14 protein-coding genes and 1 pseudogene are annotated in these 17357 nt (G+C 59.6%); 7 read left to right on the forward strand and 8 right to left on the reverse strand.

The annotated features are described in order from the left end of the window. Positions 1-430 precede the first annotated feature (430 nt). On the reverse strand, positions 431-712 hold the full coding sequence (locus tag AC1DF8_RS21580) for a hypothetical protein (RefSeq protein WP_478154897.1): 282 nt from the start codon (positions 710-712) through the stop codon (positions 431-433). Between the two features lie 413 nt (positions 713-1125). On the opposite strand from AC1DF8_RS21580, the gene AC1DF8_RS21585 reads away from it, so the two are divergent. Beyond that, positions 1126-1566: a hypothetical protein gene (locus tag AC1DF8_RS21585; protein ID WP_113207951.1), complete on the forward strand. Its 441-nt coding sequence runs from the start codon at positions 1126-1128 to the stop codon at positions 1564-1566. 671 nt (positions 1567-2237) lie between these two features. Here the strand turns inward: AC1DF8_RS21585 and AC1DF8_RS21590 are convergent. Then, positions 2238-2651, reverse strand: coding sequence for a DUF983 domain-containing protein (locus AC1DF8_RS21590; RefSeq protein ID WP_478154899.1), 414 nt, complete (start codon positions 2649-2651; stop codon positions 2238-2240). Between the two features lie 392 nt (positions 2652-3043). On the opposite strand from AC1DF8_RS21590, the gene AC1DF8_RS21595 reads away from it, so the two are divergent. Both AC1DF8_RS21595 and AC1DF8_RS21600 read left to right on the forward strand, forming a co-directional pair. Next, positions 3044-3940, forward strand: a complete 897-nt coding sequence (locus AC1DF8_RS21595) for an SDR family oxidoreductase (RefSeq protein ID WP_478154901.1) — start codon at positions 3044-3046, stop codon at positions 3938-3940. Continuing rightward, on the forward strand, positions 3847-5724 hold the full coding sequence (locus AC1DF8_RS21600) for a glycoside hydrolase family 15 protein (protein WP_478154903.1): 1878 nt from the start codon (positions 3847-3849) through the stop codon (positions 5722-5724). The genes AC1DF8_RS21595 and AC1DF8_RS21600 overlap by 94 nt, the downstream gene beginning before the upstream one ends. Positions 5725-6471: 747 nt before the next feature. On the opposite strand, the gene AC1DF8_RS21605 is transcribed toward AC1DF8_RS21600, so the two are convergent. Genes AC1DF8_RS21605 through AC1DF8_RS21615 form a run of 3 tightly spaced genes read right to left on the reverse strand, consistent with a single transcriptional unit; the run spans position 6472 to position 7882 of the window. Then, positions 6472-6915 (reverse strand): hypothetical protein, encoded by a 444-nt coding sequence (locus tag AC1DF8_RS21605; RefSeq protein ID WP_112543238.1) that lies wholly within the window; start codon positions 6913-6915, stop codon positions 6472-6474. 9 nt (positions 6916-6924) lie between these two features. Continuing rightward, positions 6925-7272 carry a hypothetical protein gene (locus AC1DF8_RS21610; RefSeq protein ID WP_112543361.1) on the reverse strand — a complete coding sequence of 116 codons (348 nt, stop codon included), beginning with the start codon at positions 7270-7272 and terminating at the stop codon, positions 6925-6927. Between the two features lie 55 nt (positions 7273-7327). Then, positions 7328-7882, reverse strand: coding sequence for a hypothetical protein (locus AC1DF8_RS21615; RefSeq protein WP_112543239.1), 555 nt, complete (start codon positions 7880-7882; stop codon positions 7328-7330). Between the two features lie 1100 nt (positions 7883-8982). Between AC1DF8_RS21615 and AC1DF8_RS21620 the strand changes: the two are divergent. Beyond that, a pseudogene (locus AC1DF8_RS21620) lies at positions 8983-9548 on the forward strand (acyloxyacyl hydrolase). 58 nt (positions 9549-9606) lie between these two features. Here AC1DF8_RS21620 and AC1DF8_RS21625 read toward each other — a convergent pair. Beyond that, positions 9607-9954: an RT0821/Lpp0805 family surface protein gene (locus AC1DF8_RS21625; protein WP_112543243.1), complete on the reverse strand. Its 348-nt coding sequence runs from the start codon at positions 9952-9954 to the stop codon at positions 9607-9609. A 250-nt stretch (positions 9955-10204) separates the two neighbouring features. Next, positions 10205-10834, reverse strand: coding sequence for a CGNR zinc finger domain-containing protein (locus AC1DF8_RS21630; protein ID WP_478154906.1), 630 nt, complete (start codon positions 10832-10834; stop codon positions 10205-10207). A gap of 81 nt (positions 10835-10915) precedes the next feature. Here AC1DF8_RS21630 and AC1DF8_RS21635 point away from each other — a divergent pair, with 81 nt between their 5' ends. After that, complete coding sequence (locus AC1DF8_RS21635; RefSeq protein WP_183849393.1) at positions 10916-11866, forward strand: DMT family transporter; 951 nt, start codon at positions 10916-10918, stop codon at positions 11864-11866. A 690-nt stretch (positions 11867-12556) separates the two neighbouring features. Here the strand turns inward: AC1DF8_RS21635 and AC1DF8_RS21640 are convergent. Then, the gene (locus AC1DF8_RS21640; RefSeq protein ID WP_018114265.1) at positions 12557-13351 is read right to left on the reverse strand and encodes a DUF1206 domain-containing protein; all 795 of its coding nucleotides are present in this window, start codon (positions 13349-13351) and stop codon (positions 12557-12559) included. Between the two features lie 855 nt (positions 13352-14206). On the opposite strand from AC1DF8_RS21640, the gene AC1DF8_RS21645 reads away from it, so the two are divergent. Then, complete coding sequence (locus tag AC1DF8_RS21645; RefSeq protein WP_112543363.1) at positions 14207-15352, forward strand: MFS transporter; 1146 nt, start codon at positions 14207-14209, stop codon at positions 15350-15352. A gap of 109 nt (positions 15353-15461) precedes the next feature. After that, positions 15462-17351 carry a molecular chaperone HtpG gene (htpG, locus tag AC1DF8_RS21650; RefSeq protein WP_478155086.1) on the forward strand — a complete coding sequence of 630 codons (1890 nt, stop codon included), beginning with the start codon at positions 15462-15464 and terminating at the stop codon, positions 17349-17351. Positions 17352-17357 lie beyond the last annotated feature (6 nt).

The following is a 17357-nucleotide window of genomic DNA, read 5'->3' on the forward strand; positions in this document are numbered from 1 at the left end:
AATTCTGGCGTGCGCATCTTTCCCTCGGCCGCGAGATCAAAGGTGCCAGACATCGCGAGATTCGCGGATCGTCGCGGTCGCCTGAACCGGTGCTGAATCCCGGCGGCAGGACTAGGTTCGAGCGACAGCGATGAGATTTTCAGTGAGAAATGTGCCAAAATATCCGTCGCATTCGGGGCGATCTGTGCGAGGAGTGGGGCTTTGGGAGCCGGTCCAGTCGACGCGCAAGCTTCAACCCGCCGCGGCGCGGCAACGGGGGGTAGTGGAGGGTTGATGACGGCATTCCCCTTGCGGCGGGAGGATAGTCTAAGACGTGGAGGCCCGGCGGTCCAACCAACTCGGCGTCTTTTATGTGACGCATCGCGTCATTGCGATCGAGGGCGTCCAACAACCTCCAGGCGCGTCAACGGCCGGCCAGCGACGATCAGTATCACTGTGAGGGGCGTCGCGAAGAACTCGGGCCGTCCGCCAATCGGGAGCCTGATTTGAGTTCATGTCTGCCGCCTTCCGTCACGACGAGAACAGGCGTGCCGGACAGGCTAATTTCCTTCACCATAGTGTCCGCTTCCAGCCGAGCGATGAGCGAGGCCGAGAGGCGCTTGTCGCCGACGATCCAGCCGCTGCCGACGCGCCGCTGTCGGCGATATCGCGCAATCGCCCTAAGGGCGTCAAGTTTTACTCGGGACAATGACTTCGGTGGTTTATTGTGCATGGACCGTCCATTTCTGCTGACAGTAGGTTTGTAAGTTGGTGATCGAGGATCGGTTCCACCAGAGGCGACACGTGACGCCATAAATTTGTCGCGACCGGCAATGGTGATTGGTCTTGGCGCCGCAGAATATTCCGTCTGCCCTTCTCTTCGTCATGATCTTCCGGGATGCGCCCCCCGTCGACCCGACCCAGGCTCGCGAAATGACAGTTTGCCTACATCACGGGAGGTGAGCCTCGGAGCCCCGATTCTGCTCGTCGCGACCGCTGAACGGAGCGTCCAGGTGTGGATCGTTTACGCAACAATGATTGCCCTGGATCATTGAAATCCAGTCGGCGCGGACCATGTTGCTCGTCAATCGCGCGCCATCAGCTCAAACCGCTGGTGACCCACGCGAGCCTCGACCGGATCCTAAAATGTTTTGGATTACAATATTGTCAGCATTCGCGGGCGCCTGGGCCTGCAGAACGCACGTCACCCGGCTATTCACCAGTCCGCGTGGCTGGGCAAAGGCGGACCTGAAGCGGCAGGCCGGGAAAGCCGGCGCCCGCGCCGAAAACCTTCCCGAAGCGGCTTGGGACGAGCTGACCAGTCGGCTTATCGTGATCTCCCGAAGCAGGGCTTGGGAGCCGATGAGCCTTTTTGACTTTGGCTGGCGCGGCACGCTGCCAGAGCTATGCGAGGGCACGGCGAGAGAGCTTGAGGAGGTTCTGCGGACGCAGGAAGGGCGGTCCAGGAACGATCCTGTTTACCAGATACTTCTGCGCCACAATGTGATCAACCGGAAAAGCATGGTTCTCGAACTCGAGCCTTATCGGAGCGGGCTGCAGGGCAAGAGGCGGGCGAACCGCCGGTAGCGTACAAGTGCTTGCTGCTGCCCGAAAGCGCGTTCAACTGCCGTCTCCAGTGTACGCTGAAGTCGCGTGCCCGAAAATGATCCGGTCGGAAAAGGGAGCAGCCGACGATACCGCCGCTCCCTCTTCTCTGGGCGTCGCGCCGCCGATGCGTGGGTGAAGGCCGCCATAAGCTGGGAGGGCGGCGGAACCAATTCAACGAGGGCAGAAAGGAAGACGCGGGAGCTGGGCTTCAAACGTTCTCGTTCGGCCGATGCGAGTTTATTTTCAAGGGATTGAGCTGTGGACAAGCTGGGGAGAACCTGTGCTCTCAGTTGTCTTTGACTAAGGCCGCTCCTTTCTGTTTCAAGGCGCCACCGATCCGGGGCCAAACCCTGTTGCCAATTCGGCTTATGCTTGCTGGTGACGGTCGCTATGGCCTCCGGCTTCCCCAATCGACGCCGACTTCGCCTCCAATTCGACGGCCTCCGATCCGCTCTTGGCGACACAACGGCGACGCCTCCATCCAACAAGGCTTGATCTTCCCCGCGATGCTCGGGCATTGTCGAGGCCGCTGCGTGTCGGCCGGACATCAAAAAATGAGCGCGGCTCATCCGGCGCGAACTCATCTAGATGCCGGCGACGATTTCAGGAGTTTTCGGCTTGGCGCATCGCGGCCAAAGATAGCGCGAGCCTCAAGACTTCGGTCTTTGCCAATCCCGGTCGATCGTGCCCTGCTCCGCCTTGTGAAAATATTGCGAGCACACCAACCATCCTTTGAGCGGACGAAGCAAGAGCACGCAGGCCGCCAGGGTGATCGGCAAGGTCGTGAGGAGGTGGACCCAGACCGCGGGCTCGAATGTCGTCTGAAGCCAAAGCGCAAAACCCAGAGCGGGAATAGCAACCGCGCTCATCGAAAAGAACGCAGGGCCGTCGGCGGGGTCGGCGAACGAATAGTCGAGCTCGCAAACCTCGCAACCCTTTGCCAGGGACAGATAGCCGCGGAACAGATGGCCCCGCTGACAGCGCGGGCACAATCCCCTGACGCCGGTCAGCATAGGGTTGTTGGTGGGGCTCCATTGCGATCCTCGCCGATTGTGCTTGTTCATATTAACCTTCCTTCAATCTCAAGCGCGCCTGCTGAACCTCGCCCGTTCGACCTGCTGCGCGCCATTGCTTCGATTTCGACCTTCAGCTTGCTTTTGCGCCGCCTTGGTCCGCCCCGAGCATCGAGAATGATAGGACCGCTCATGGCGCTCGTCGAATCCGGCGGGCGGTCGTTGAACCCGCATGTGGCGCGCCCTTGTCGTCGGTCCTTCTGTGTGCCGTGATCAACCTCGGGCCGAAGGAGGAGTTCCTGCCTGGGGGTATTTTGCCTGGACGGCGCTGAGGGTGCCGATTGCGACTTCTGCGATCCCTTGCTGGGCGTTTTGAGGTCCGGTGCGGAACAATTGCGGCGCGGCAAGATTTCGAAAGTCCCAAGAGAAAAAAGGACCGAGAAATGGCCAACAACCAATTCGACATGCGAAACCCGCTCGACCAGTATCCACAACCGGAGTTTCCCCAGCAGCCGCAGCCGGTTCCCGGTCTGGCAAGCAAGATGCAGCCTGTTCCCGATCACGGCGAGACGTCCTATAGGGGCAGCGGTCGGCTTTCGGGGCGCAAGGCTCTGGTCACTGGAGGCGACTCCGGCATTGGTCGCGCTGCCGCCATCGCTTTTGCCCGCGAAGGCGCCGACGTCGTCATTAACTACCTGCCGCAAGAGCAGAGCGACGCCGACGAGGTCATCAGTTTGATCGAAGCTGAGGGTCGCAGAGCGATCGGGATGCCGGGCGATCTCAAAAGCGAAGCCTTTTGCCAGGAGCTCGTCAGACAGGCCAGCACCGAACTCGGCGGCCTTGATCTGCTGGCCAATGTCGCCGGCCGCCAGAAGGCGATCGCCGACATTTCCGAACTGACCACCGAGCAATTCGACGAGACGTTCAAGACGAATGTTTATGCATTATTCTGGATATGCAAAGCGGCTATTCCGTTCATGCCCCAGGGGTCATCGATCATCAATACCGCGTCCATCCAGGCCTATCAGCCCTCTCCGACTCTGCTCGATTATGCCCCCACCAAATCGGCAATCGTTGCCTTCAGCAAGGCGCTGTCCAAGCAGGTGCTGCCGAAGGGCATCCGTGTCAATATCGTTGCGCCCGGCCCCTTCTGGACGCCGTTGCAGACATCAGGGGGGCAGACGCAGGACGTCATCAAGGATTTTGGCAGCGAGGTGCCGATGAAACGTCCCGGGCAGCCGGCCGAATGTGCTCCGATCTACGTTTTCCTTGCATCCCAGGAACCCAGTTACATCACGGGCGAAAGCTTCGGGGTGACCGGTGGCAACACGCTGCCCTGATGCTGAGATCCCTTACCCCCGAAAGAACGCAGGGTTTCCTGCCGCTAGAACATTACGCTGCGCTGGGAGACGGCCGGTCCGTCGCACTTGTCGGTGCTGACGGCGCGATCGACTGGTGGTGCGCGCCGAACATGGATTCGCCGCCTCTGTTTAATCGTCTTCATGACCGAAACGGCGGCTATTTCACCGTCGCCCCGCTCGGCGTGTTTCGCATCGAGCGCCAATATCGCAACGACAGCAATGTCCTTGAAACCCTGTTCATCACGAGCACTGGCTCTGCCAAGGTGACAGAATCTCTCAACAGCGGCGTCGCCGGGCGCCTTCCGTGGTGCGAACTTGCCCGGCGCATCGAAGGTGTTTCGGGATCTGTCGATTTCGAAATCACGCTAGCGCCGATTTGTGCTCACGGCAGCTTGCGGCGTGTCAATCATCCGAATGCAGAGGTCCGTTACATTGGTGACCTGACAACGACCTTCTGTCACGACGAGCAAATCAGCATTGTTGTCGATGATGATGAACGAAAAACAGCGCGCTTTTTGGCTCGGGCCGGGACGAAAACCTGCCTTGCTTTTCTCGTGGCAGATCAGGCCCCTTTGCCGACGCCGAAGCTGAACGACATTGATCGTCGGATCGAGCTAAGCGATGAGGAATGGCGACGCTGGGCCAATGAACTGACCTATGACGGACCGTTCAAGGCCGACCTGGTGCGCTGCGCCTTGTCCTTGAAGTTTTTGGTTTATTCAAAGACCGGGACTATCGCCGCGGCCGCCACATCAGGTCTTCCCGAGCGGATCGGCGGCGACAAGAACTACGACTACCGTTACGCCTGGGTCCGTGACGCAGCCTACACGATCAAGGCACTGCTCCGGGCGGGCGCCCTCCAGGAGCCGGTGGGCGCATTTGGCTGGCTCGTGCGAACGATTGTCGCGGACGGCCCAAAACCCAAGGTCGTCTACACTTTGTCCGGTGGCGAGGTGCCGCAGGAGCATATGGTGAACGTTCCCGGCTACAAGGGTTCGAGCCCCGTGCGGATTGGCAACCGTGCCCGTGCGCAGACGCAGCTAAGCTGCTATGGAGACGTGCTCGAAACGGCGGCACTTTTCGCGCGGTCAGGTCACGTTCTCGATCCTCAGGCCGCGCGCCTCCTCGAAAATCTTGCCGAGCAGTGCGTCCGCCGCTGGCGTGAAAAGGATTGCGGCATCTGGGAACTGCAAGACAAGCAGCACTACACCTTCTCTAAGATCGGCTGCTGGCTTGCGCTGACGAATGCGGCTGACCTTGCGAAGGAAGGCCATATCGGCGGCGATGCGAACCGTTGGCTCGCCGAAAGCCGCCGCATTCGCGACTGGATTGACAGCCATTGCTGGTCGCAGGAGAAGCAGGCCTACACATTCTATGCCGGCAGCGACAGGCTCGACGCGGCGCTGCTGCTGACGACCCGGTTCGGCTTTGAACATGATGGTCGGCTGAAACGGACCCGTGATGCCATCGAACGCGAGCTGGCGGTTGGCCCGCTCGTCTACCGCTACAGTGGGGTCGACAAGGAGGAAGGTGCATTTGTTGCCTGCTCCTGCTGGCTCGTCGAAGCTTATGCCTTCCTGGGCGAGGTCGATCGTGCCGAGGCGATGCTGAAGACCCTGCTGGAGCGGCTTGGCAACAATTTCGGTATTCTCAATGAGATGGTTGATCCCGCAACCGGCGCAGGTCTTGGCAATCTACCACAAGGCTTGAGCCACCTCGCCCTCCTGCATGCCATCTATTCGCTGCAGGAAAATCGGTCATGATCGATAGACTCCAATTACCGCCTCGCCATGGAAGTGCTTTGCCGACGGTGCCGTGAAATCGTCTGCGCAGCGTAGATTGATGGCCGGCGAAAGGACGCCCCGCGATCCGGACCTTCGAACCGAGCGGCGCGCGCTTTGGGCCACTCGTCGTCGTCGCCTTTTTTAGAAGCGCCTACTCCCTCTGGGTCGTAATCAGACTCAGTTGAGCGCGTTGAGACGGTCCTCGATCTCCATGCACTGAACGCCTTTTCGGCTTGTCCCCATTGTGTTGGCAGCTGATGGGCGAGCGGTTCGACAGGATCAAAAGGATCTGGCTGGCCGTCCCCGGCCCGCAGAAAAATTTGTTGTTACGGCGGGAACGATCAGGTGGCTTCAGAGTCCGGATGTCGGACCGCGCTCCTGGCTTATGTTGTCCCGTAACGCACCAGGCGCCCAAGGACGTGCGGTCCACCCTTTCCCGTTCCTAAACCGCCGTCGGCAGCTCTGAAAGCCCCGCGCTCTACGAGCGGGGCTTTCTTGATTATCCGCTGCTGGGGTCGATGTTTTGCGTTTCAATCAGGAGGACGGGAAGCCTCTACCCTGCCTCCTCGGGCGGCCGACCCGGTCGTTCTGCCGGGTCATTGTCTGCCTCAAGACGCGCTTGAGGAGCTTTCCTTATCGAAAGCCGAAGAAGCTCAGCACTGCCACGATGATGACGATAGCGCCTACAAGCCAGATGAGATTGTTCATCGCTTTTCCTTTCATTGGTCACTGCTGGGGCAGGATGACATTCTGCTCGGTCGTGCTCTTGACGGGCTTCTGGCCGGGCACGTGTGACATGGTCCGCGTCGTGCTCTGCAGCGATTGTCCGTCGGTGCTGGTCTTCGTCCTTGACTTGCTGAACGTTCCCTTGTCGACCGCTTGGGCGTTCGTCTGCGCCTTCAGCTTGTCGTCATTGTCGTTGAGTTGCGTCTTGCTCATCGCCTTGCCGTCGTCTGTTGCGGCACTGCCGCCAGATCCAATGGAGGAGGTCGTCCCATCGTCGGTCTGACACGCCCCGGCGGTTCCAACCGAGCTTGCCGAGGTGCCACCCGCCGACGCACTTCCTGCCGTCCCGATGGTTCCGGCAGCCTTACACTCCTGCGCCGGTGCGGCGGTGGTCAGAGAGAGGAGCGCGAGTGTCATCGCGCTGACCAATGTCGTGGTCTTCATGGTTTTCTCCTACTTCTTGGGCTTGGTCACCGAACAGGTGCCATCGGATCGCTTGGTGACGACAGTTCCGTCTGGCCGGGTCACGCTGGCCGTCGAGAAGCTATCGACGCTTCCCGATCCGTTCGCCGAGCCTGACGCGGATGACGAGGCCGAACTCGATGATCCGCTTCCCATCGTTGTTGATGAGGTCACCTTGCCGTTGCCGGCCGTTACCGTGGTGGACGTTCCCCCGGTATCGGGCTGTTTCTCAACCAGGGTACAGGTCGTTTGATCGTCGAGTTTGATGTCCTCGGCTCGTGCCTGGGTCGCGGCCAAAAGAGCGGCCCCGTAGATGAAAGCTTTCACTGTGTTTGACATTGTCTGGTCTCCGAAGCCAAAATGGCCGGCGTTGAAAAGCGCCGGCCATAACAAGCTAGCAGGATTGGGTGGAGCCGCTCTTCTTGGCTTGGCCGGGAGCGCAGCCCTTCTTTCCGTTGTTTTCGTGAGCGGAGCCTGCCTGGCTTGCGCCTGTACCGACGGAGCTAGCGCTGTTGCCGTCGCCTGCTGACGTTCCGCTTGCCCCGATCGAGGAAGCCGAACCGGCATCACCGGAGCCTGCAGCGGAGCCGCCGGTGCCGACGGAGCTGCCGGAGGTGCCGCCGCCAGCCGATGAACCGCCCGTTCCAAGCGTGGAAGACGAGCCCGAACCGGAGCCGGCCGAAGAACCGCCCGTGCCGACTGTGCTGCTGGAGGTACCGCCGCCAGCTGACGAGCCGCCGGTGCCCACTGTCGACGCGCTGCCCGACGGACAGTTGGTAGCACCCGCGGTGCAATCTCCGCCGGCAGAGCTTCCACCAGTTCCGACTGTGCTGCTGGAGGTTCCGCCGCCAGCCGATGAGCCGCCCGTGCCGAGCGTACTGGACGACTGGGCAAATGCGGTGCTGGCAAGAAGAGCTGCGGCGAAGGCGATGCCGGTTGCCTTGAACATGGGAACATTCCTCCATCGAATATTGAGCTATGGCCCGGTCGACACGACCTCAGGGCTGTCAGACGAACGACGGTTGATGCAGGCTGTTCCTGACCACGGACTTCAGTCGCAGCTATGCCGGACCTTGGTCCGATCCCGGCAGGTTCGAAAAGGAGTGATGCGGGTTTGGCTTCGATTTGTTGATTGGCCCATCGTCGTCGCCATCGTTTGCGGCCCCTATCGTTCCGGCTCCAACTGTCTTTCTGGTGCGAGCAAGAGAGGTCGAGAACACAGCGAACATCCTGCCTCGCTGCTTCCTAGGATTGCTTGTTTGCGTTGATCGAAATCAGAACGAGGCCACCATGCCGATCTATCTCCGGCAGGGCAGGGGGTCTTTATCAACATGATCTTTTTTGGCGGCGTTGCGGCCGCTCCCTTCACAACCGCCTATAGCGCCAGCAAGTTCGGGCTGCGCGGATTTTTGGAGGCATTGGCAGGCGGCTGAGCGCCCCGCTGCCCGCCCTTGATGCGCGCCGCGTTGCCGACGCCATCGTCCATGTGTGGCAAGATCGCCGCGACCAACCACTATGGTCGCATCCGTGACGACGGTGATGAGACTGGCCTATCTCCTTGCACCCAACTTGGCCGCGCGCCTGCTCAAGTCGGCTATGGCGACCAATCTGATGAGGGCGTCGCCGGCGAAGGCAAAAAGCGACGGCAATCTTCATACCCCTCGACAGATGCTGCTCATAGAGAAAGGGGTCAGGTCGCGCCATCAAGCATCGGTTCCGTTCGTTTTGGGACTTGCTGCAGTGTTCGCAATAGCGCTTGCTGCGAAGGCAAGATCATTGCCCGGCCGCGGCCCGGAGGTTGCCGACCAGATGCCGGCGTTCGATGTAATCGTCGGCTGGTGACCTCAGTCGTTGCGCACAGTCTTTCGCGCTGCACCTCGTGCGCCTTGCTTGAGCGTTCTCCAAGAGCTTTTCTTCGTGAACCGCCTGTCGAAAGCGCGGTGCCTGAGTTGCACCTCGCAAGAAAATCTGCCGTTCTCGAAAAGCGGGCTTTCCATTGAAAATAGCTGTGCTACCAGTTCCTGTCGGTTCCCGGAGACGTCGATTCGCATGGATCGGAAATCCTGTATTGATAAATGCTTTTTGCTTATCCTGGCTGTTGCAACGGGGAGCCTGGAAAGTTCTCCCGCACGAGCTCAAGATCAGCTCTTGATGAGTTTCGTTTCGGCGTTTCGACATCGGTTCAAGGCGGCCGGTCGGGAGAAGACGGGGCTTTTCCGGAATTGACGGTGCTTTTTGATCCGTTCGGATACGAAGCTACCGGCAGCTGGAGGGAGCAGCTTCTGCATCCGCGAGTCCATCTTGGAACGTCGATCGGGTTGAGCGGCGAAGCAACGCAATTCTTCACAGGTTTTACCTGGACCGTTGATTTCAGCGACAAGCTCTTCGCCGAAGCGGGCTTTGGCGGTGTCATCCATACGGGCGATCTTGACGGAAACGACGGCGGCCCCAACCTCGGCTGCCGGGTTCTGTTCCACGAATATGTCGGAGGCGGCTATCGCCTCACAGAGCACTGGAACCTTTTAGCGCAGATCGCGCACTCTTCAAACGCCAACCTTTGCAGTCCGAACGACGGGATGACGCGGGCCGGCCTGCAGGTCGGTTACAAGTTCTAGATCTTTCTGCTCGATCTTATCGCCCGGCGCTCGCAAGGTGGCTACGTTTCGGTATTTTTCATGTGCCCGACGAAAGTCTCCAGGCGTTGCCGGAGGGGCAAACGATTCCGTCGAAACGTGTCTCGCCCTCGAGCGACTGCTGGCTGGTGACGAACTTCCGACAGCCGTTTGCAACTCCATTGGCAGGATCGATACGCTCAATCACACCGGCGCTGCCAGTGTCCGGGTTGGCCCATGCAAGAGCGTAAGTCCCGACCTCTCCGGTCCCCACGACAGCGGCGATCACCGCTTGGTCGCTAAAGGGTGCGGCTCGGGGCGCCGACGTCACGCTTCCTACTTCGAGCGGATCCGTATGGGAGCAACTGGTCAGCAAAGCGAGTGAGAGAACGGCCAAAACGCGGTTCATGATTTCACCTGTCTAGGTGCCGTCTTAGCGCTACGCGTTCAAGCTTGGTAGCGATTGTCTCCTGCGGCATGTTGATGATGTATTTTAGATGTTAGGAAAAGGTAAAGGAGCCGCCGCGCTTATGGCTTCTAGGAAGGCCTTCGGCATCGGCTTGTTCGCACGTCGTCGATCGGTCATTGCGCGTCATGGTCCGGCAAATCGCGAGGTGCCGACCCTTGTTCATTGGTGAGGCCCCAAGCATGCCCTCGCGTCAACGTGTGCTCTTTCCTTGGTCCTGGTTTCGCCGTGAACGAAGCCGCTTGGACCTCTCACGCGTGCCGCAACTCGCCTCCGAACACCATATCCGTCTGCCGCCTTTCGACCTGTCGAGAAACAGCCACCCGCAATTGTCGCCCTTGCATTCGCGTACGGGCCGACGCGCGCTGGCATCTATAAGAAGTTCAACGACCTCCAGTGCAAACAGGTCGACAATATCGCGTCTCTCCTCAAGCGGCAGTTTCCACCGCAAGCCTTCAGGCGTCATTTTCAAAACCTCGCGAGCGCGTGCTTTGCGAGCAGCCTGCTCAAGAACCCGCAACTGCGATGTCAATGCGACACCTCCTCGGTCCTCAGCTTCGAAAACGCCATAGGCGGCTTCCCGCAAGTTGACCGCTTCGAGAAGGACGATCCCGGCATCCTGGGTATCTGCTGCCGCCACGCATTTCAGGTGTTCGCCTTCTAGAGGGTCCACAAGACCAAGTCTTTCGGCGAGGACGACAAGATCCCCGAGCGAGCCCAGCAGATCCGGGCCCCAGCGTCCCCGGCGGCTGTCGACCGTGTTGACAAAATCGAGGGCGGCATGGCCGCCACTCAGCGGCATATCAGAGGTCGTGCTGGCCATATTCCAAGGAACAAGTTCGTGTTTCGAAAGTTCGTCACGGTATAAGTACTCTTTACCCGTTGCATTCGCAAGGTTTTGATCATGACGGTATCACGACATCATCTCAAGTTCGTCGTCCTCTGTCTCGTCTGGGGGCTCACCTGGATTGCCGTAAAGACGGGGGTAGAGGCCGTGCCACCGAGCCTTTTTGCAGCAACGCGGTTCATCGCCGCGGGGTTGGTGATGCTCGCATGGGCCGGAAGAGGCAAAAGTCTCGAGTCTTTTTCTCCGGACAACCTCATACGGCTCCTAATCGTCAGCTTATTGATGATCGCCCTGTGCTATGGCCCGCTGTTCTGGGGTATGCAGTTCGTTTCCTCAGGCACGTCGGCAGTTGTCGAGATGTCGCTGACGCCCCTTGCGCTTCTGGCCTTCGGCGTTCTTGCGGGTGAAGAACGCTGGAATGCCGTCGGCGCTGGCGCCATGATGCTCGGGATTGCAGGTCTATGCATCCTCTTTATGCCGGCGCTGAGGCAGGCGGGGTCGGAAGGCCAATCTGTGCTCGGACTTCTGGCGATAGGCTGGGCGGCGATCTCCTCAGCATGGGGCTCAGTTATGGCGCGCCCGCTTGTTTCCCGTTACGGCAGCACGTTTCTATCGGGCTCGACGATGCTCATCGGCGGTTGCTTACTGCTTGCCTGGTCACTGGTATCCGAGCCAGACGCGTTATTGGCGATGACGCGGTTGGGGGCGTGGCATTCCGGCTCGCCAGTCATCGGCGCATGGCTTTTCCTCGTTATCTTCGGCTCTCTTCTCGGATACCGATATTATGTGCAGCTTTTGCGAGATATCGGGCCGGCCAAAGCGGGCAGCTTCGCCTTCGTGTCTCCCGCCATCGCGGTCGTGGTCGGAGCATTTCTGGCAGGAGAACCCGTTAGTCTCCGCAGCCTCCTCGGAATGTCCTTGATGCTAATCGCCGCGGCGACAAGTCTCTTTGCTGATACCATTGCTTCGGGCCTGAGAAAAACGTCGCGGACGCCGCCGACGTCATGACGTGCCTGCTACCGTCGGAACGACCGAAGATCTGAACCTTGAAAGTTGCAGCGCTGTCGACGTAGCAAAAGAAGAAATCTCGATATCTTCGGGTAGGCTTGAGGCGTTGGTCATACTGGACCCGAAAGGGTGCACACGAAAGGATGCGCCGCAACAGAAGGCTCCCGTCGATGCCGGGATCGAAGGTGCTTGTGGAGATCATGCTTAAGCCGAGCCGGTACGCTTGCGCACCAAGTCATTTGACGCAGGAACAACCGCCGTTCAACTTGGTTCGACCCCATCAAACCGCGATCAGGACCAGCTCAATGAGCAAGATTATCAATGTCGACTTCCATCTTATCTGGGAGCCGCCGGTGTTTGTCCGTACCGCCGACGGGCACCGCCAACGCATCGACGGATTGGAGGCAGCATTGCAGGTCCTCAACCGCACATGGTCTTCAGCGGTGCGGTCCCCTCTGCGATGCCGAAAGGCGCAGGTGCGTCGATGCAACCAGTCGGCTGGGCAGCACCGACCTGGCGCGACGGACTTTCGCCGAGGCGGCCCATGCCGCGGAGGTTTATCCATGAACGCCGGCGTCGACGCGATGTCGCTTCCCGTGAATCCGACACTTTTAGAGCGAGAATATTTCCGGAGCCTACACGTGGCGCGAACATGTCTGAAAGAGGCGGGATGGGCGTCGATAGTCGCCTTCACGACCGTGGGATCATCACGGCCTTCTTCACGTCGTTGAGGGAGGGGCCATGCACGACGCGGTAACGCGCCTCGACGAGATTGTAGAGCCCGAATGCGGCTAGGCCTAGAGAAACCAAAATGTAGAGGAGCGCACCGAAGGGGAGCTGTCGCAACCATGTCAGCGCATCCGACATGCTGCCTGCCTGATCGGGGTCTACCGTAATACCCGCGTATGCGAAAAGCAGGCCTGTAAGGGCGAACACAATACCGCGAGCGACAAGGCCATAGATGCAAACGACACGCATGAACCCTTTCGCATCGGGCAAGCGGAGATATTTCTCGAATTTGCGCGTCAGCCCCTTCATCGACGTTATCACCCCGCCGATGATGAAGCCAAGCCCCACCACCATCGCTAAATACGCACCGTAGGGTTGGGACATGATCCAACGTGCAAGACTTTGCTCGCCCGAGGACTGCCCGCCACCGCCCGCCGACAGGGCGTGACTGATGGCAAAACTCGCCAGCCCGATATAGGCCAAGGCGCTACCAAGGAGCGCGGCCCTGATGGCCAGTGCCTTGCTGCCTGATCCATGTCCATCGCTGTCTGCAAGCGACTGCGCAAGTCGCCAGGCCACGAAGCCGAGCAGACCGAGGCCAATGGTGCCAACCCAGACCCGTCCGAGGGGCTGATCAAGAAGTGTCGACAAAGCTGATTTTGTATCTGGCCTGCCGCCGGCCAAACCCGAGAAGAGGGCCATCGCAGCAACGAGCAGGAAGACGACGCCTCTCGCGGCATAGCCGGCTTTTGCCAAAGTTCGAACATTCAGTCTCGTCACCAGACACGCTCCATCGCCAATTTGTCACATCAACGCACAGGACGTGAAAAAGTTGTGCCTTATCCTCGTCTAGCCGGACGAGCACGCGGCCAAGATCGTCGGCCGGGCTTTCTTCAACGCTAGATCTTGGCTGGGTCGTTCCTCAAAAGAATAAACCTGCGGGAGCGGACAAAAGCCGACGTAAAAAAGAGGTGCCACGAAGGGGACATCAGGTCTGATGGACCGGAATGAATGCGCGAAGGAGCAATGATCAAGGTTTGATCAGATATCAGTTGGGTGCGTATCTCTTGTCAGCATTCGACGGGAACCCTTTCGGCAGCCAGAGCATCGGCAGTCGACAGTAACGAACGAGGCCCCTTGGCTGTGAGCTGTTACCAGTCAAACGCTTTGTCCTCCTGTCTTGGGGGTGAAGTTGTTCGATCAGGATCTTCAAGCTGGTGGGAACTTTCTGTCACGCCGCAGGTTTCAAAGGCGTCACTCGATTGCACGCCCCCAACCCACTATCGGGTGAACGTTTCAGAAAGACCGGAAAAGAGCCCCCGCTTATCACGGGGGCTTTTTGCTGCCGCCGAAGAACGTAATTTCGGGCCTCTGCGAGGTTGCGATGCCAATAAGGGGCAAGAGATGGCGTCGTGGCCCTGCTACGAGGACATTCTCCCACCGAGGTGGCAGGCGAGCGTTGTGTCGTCACCACCACCCCGAAGCGAGCAGGCAGGCCAAATCGCTGCTTCCTCTTGCCGGGGATCCGGAACAAGAATGAGGTCCTTTGCGTTTCAATCCTCGTTGAACATCCGCGCTTCGATCGCTCCAACCCGACGCTTTGACCCGCTCATGCAGCCACATCAGCGCATCTTCTTCATCCAGTTCGCGGTCGCCTTCATGCTCGGAGCTTTGTTTTCACGCCTCCCCGACCTCCAGGCCCGATTTGCACTCTCCGAGGGCCAGCTCGGCATTCTGCTAGTGTCGATGTCCTCAGGGGTTCTATTCGGCCTGACCTTCTCCGTTCCGGTGATCGAAAGGTTCGGCGCCCGCACCATGGCTTTCCTGACAGTATTTGGCGCAAGCACCGGATTTGCCCTTGTTCCCTGGATGCCTTCGGCGGTCGCCGCCGCTCCGGTCCTGTTTGTGGCTGGTATCCTGACCGGCGCCTTCGAGATCAACGCGAACATCGAAACCGATCGCCACGAAGCCCGGCTTGGACGAAGGATTATGAGCCGCGCGCATGGCATGTGGAGCACCGGTTTCTTCATTACGGCTCTCGTCGGCGCGATCATGCGTCAAGCGACGATACCAGTCGAGATTCACATGGCGCTAGCGCTTGCGCTGATCCTGATCAGTGGAACGATCATCTTCACGCAGATCCAAACCGCGCCTCGCAGAGACAACACACCCAAAATCGGCAAGCACCTGATCGCGCTGCCGACCCTCGGCCTCCTACCTCTTTGCTTGATCGGCGCTGCACCCTTGCTCGCCGAAGGGGCAAGCGTGGATTGGTCGGCGATTTACATGCGCGACGTGTTCGCGGCATCTCCCTTCGTTGGGGGCCTTGGCGTCACGATATTCTCCCTCATGATTGCCATTGGCAGGCTCGTCATGGACAAGTTCGTTGACCGCTTTGATGCGCTCGCCGTCGCCAGGAGCCTGCTTCTCATCACCGCCGCGGGCCTGGTCATGGTGGCGACGGCCCCGCATGCGGTGGTTGCGCTCGCAGGCTTCGCACTGACCGGCATCGGATGTTCGGCTGTCTATCCACTGGCAATTTCCGCAGCGGCGGGGAGGGGTGATCGCGCACCGTCCGTCAATGTGGCAGCTCTGGGACAAACGACATTTCTGGTTTTTTTCGCGGGGCCGCCGCTGCTCGGCTTCGTCGCCGAGTATTTCGGCGTGCGCTGTTCTTACTGGACAGTCGTGCCGCTCGTAGCCGCCGCGCTGATATCGAGCAGGGCACTCGCGAAAACCCGGGTTCCGGTAGCCTGAGCGCTGAGGGAGAAAGCTTAGGATCTTGCCTGTTGCGCACGGTGAACTAAGTTGTCCGGTCGAATCTGCGTCGGACCGCAGGTGCGACGCAAGAGATGAGGGAAGATCTATGAGAACAGACGAACGTCAGCCTGAACAACATCCATTCGAAGCCGATGTCAGCCGCCTCCTGCACATGATGGTGCACTCGGTCTATTCGGACAAGGACGTTTTCTTACGCGAGTTGATCTCGAATGCTGCCGATGCCTGCGAGAAACTTCGCTACGAGTCGATTTCCCAGCCCAATCTCAGCGCAGACGGCGCGCAGCTGCAAATCCTCGTCAGCCTCGATGAAGACAAGCAGACACTGAGTGTGGAGGACAACGGCATTGGCATGAGCCGAGAGGAGATGATCGATGCGCTGGGCACGATCGCGCGGTCGGGCACCCGCGCCTTCATGGAACGGATCGAGGCCGCGAAAGGCGGGGAAAAGGCCGAGCTGATAGGCCAGTTCGGCGTCGGGTTCTACTCCTCCTTCATGGTTGCCGATCGCGTCGATGTCATTTCCAGGCGGGCCGGCGGTGAGGAGGCATGGAGGTGGTCGTCCGACGGCAAGGGCAGCTACGATATTGTCGGCGTCGATGGTAGTAGTGCTCCGACGAGAGGAACCCGCGTCGTGCTTCACCTGATGGGCGACGCGAAGAAATACACTGCCCGGTGGACGGTGGAGAGCATCATCCGCGAGCAGTCCGGCCATGTCCCCGTGCCCATCCGCCTGGTCGAAAAGGAGGGAAGCGATCCGCAGCAGGTCACGGACGGCCTGGCGCTTTGGACAAAGCCCAAGACTGAAATTTCGAAACAGGAATATGACGATTTTTATCGAGGCGTGTCGGGCCAATACGACGAGCCCCTGCACACCGTGCACTTCCGCGCCGAAGGGCGCCAGGATTATACCGCGCTCGCCTTCATCCCGGGCTCGCAGCCTTTCGATCTTTTCGATCCAGACCGCCACGGTCGGATGAAGCTCTACGTCAAGCGGGTTTTCATCACGGACGAGGCCGAGTTGCTGCCGCGCTATCTGCGGTTTGTGCGGGGCATCGTCGACACGGCGGATATGCCGTTGAACATCTCACGTGAGATGATCCAGGAAAGCCCGATTCTCGCCGCGATCAGAAAGGGTGTGACCGGGCGTGTTCTCGCCGCACTGGAGAAGATGGCCGAGAATGACGCCCAGACCTTCAAGACGTTCTGGGACCTGTTCGGCGCGATCATCAAGGAGGGCATCTACGAGGATTTCGAACGGCGCGTCCAGCTGCTCAAGCTCGCGCGCTTTCGCACCACCTTTTCCGGTCAGGAGACACGCAGCCTGGCGGAGTACCTTGCCGACATGAAAGATCGACAGACCGCGATCTACTATATAAGTGGGTCCTCGATTGATCAGCTGAACGCGTCGCCCCAGCTGGAAGGTTTTCGAGCAAAAAATATTGAAGTGCTGCTTCTGACCGATTCAGTCGATAGCTTCTGGCCGACAAACGCCCCTGACTATGAAGGCAAAACCTTCAAATCGATAACTCAAGGTGCAGCCGATCTGGACGGCCTGGACGATGCGCTAAATAATCGCGACAACAGTTCCCAGTCGTCCGCGGACGTCGCCGCCTTTATCGATTTTGCGCGAGCCACTCTGGCCGAGGCTGTGGCCGATGTCCGTGTTTCCGGCCGCTTAACGCAAAGCGCGGTCTGCCTGGTTGCCCCTGAACATGGCCCCGATCGGCAGCTCGAAAAGATCCTTCAGGGTGCTGGCAGGCTGCAGACCGCTTCAAAGCCGATCCTGGAGATCAATGCTGGAAACGAACTGGTGCGAGAAATCGCGGCGATGAAGGATCAGGTATTCCGGCAGGATGCCGCATGGCTTTTGCTCGATGAGGCCCGCATCCTCGATGGCGACAGGCCAGTTGATCCCCGAGCCTTTGCCGACAGGCAGGCACGGCTGTTTTCGCTAGCGATGGGACGGCGCTCCTAACAAGGA

The sequence above is a fragment of the Rhizobium sp. 05N49 genome, from assembly GCF_056396805.1.

Excerpts from the sequence above, each read along its gene's own strand:
- AC1DF8_RS21595 (WP_478154901.1), top strand. The coding sequence starts at position 3,044 with ATGGCCAACAACCAATTCGACATGCGAAACCCGCTCGACCAGTATCCA.
- AC1DF8_RS21585 (WP_113207951.1), top strand. The coding sequence starts at position 1,126 with ATGTTTTGGATTACAATATTGTCAGCATTCGCGGGCGCCTGGGCCTGC.
- AC1DF8_RS21610 (WP_112543361.1), bottom strand. The coding sequence starts at position 7,272 with ATGTCAAACACAGTGAAAGCTTTCATCTACGGGGCCGCTCTTTTGGCC.
- AC1DF8_RS21600 (WP_478154903.1), top strand. The coding sequence starts at position 3,847 with ATGTGCTCCGATCTACGTTTTCCTTGCATCCCAGGAACCCAGTTACAT.
- AC1DF8_RS21645 (WP_112543363.1), top strand. The coding sequence starts at position 14,207 with ATGCAGCCACATCAGCGCATCTTCTTCATCCAGTTCGCGGTCGCCTTC.
- AC1DF8_RS21580 (WP_478154897.1), bottom strand. The coding sequence starts at position 712 with ATGCACAATAAACCACCGAAGTCATTGTCCCGAGTAAAACTTGACGCC.
- AC1DF8_RS21630 (WP_478154906.1), bottom strand. The coding sequence starts at position 10,834 with ATGGCCAGCACGACCTCTGATATGCCGCTGAGTGGCGGCCATGCCGCC.
- AC1DF8_RS21615 (WP_112543239.1), bottom strand. The coding sequence starts at position 7,882 with ATGTTCAAGGCAACCGGCATCGCCTTCGCCGCAGCTCTTCTTGCCAGC.
- AC1DF8_RS21635 (WP_183849393.1), top strand. The coding sequence starts at position 10,916 with ATGACGGTATCACGACATCATCTCAAGTTCGTCGTCCTCTGTCTCGTC.
- AC1DF8_RS21625 (WP_112543243.1), bottom strand. The coding sequence starts at position 9,954 with ATGAACCGCGTTTTGGCCGTTCTCTCACTCGCTTTGCTGACCAGTTGC.
- AC1DF8_RS21590 (WP_478154899.1), bottom strand. The coding sequence starts at position 2,651 with ATGAACAAGCACAATCGGCGAGGATCGCAATGGAGCCCCACCAACAAC.
- AC1DF8_RS21605 (WP_112543238.1), bottom strand. The coding sequence starts at position 6,915 with ATGAAGACCACGACATTGGTCAGCGCGATGACACTCGCGCTCCTCTCT.
- htpG (WP_478155086.1), top strand. The coding sequence starts at position 15,462 with ATGAGAACAGACGAACGTCAGCCTGAACAACATCCATTCGAAGCCGAT.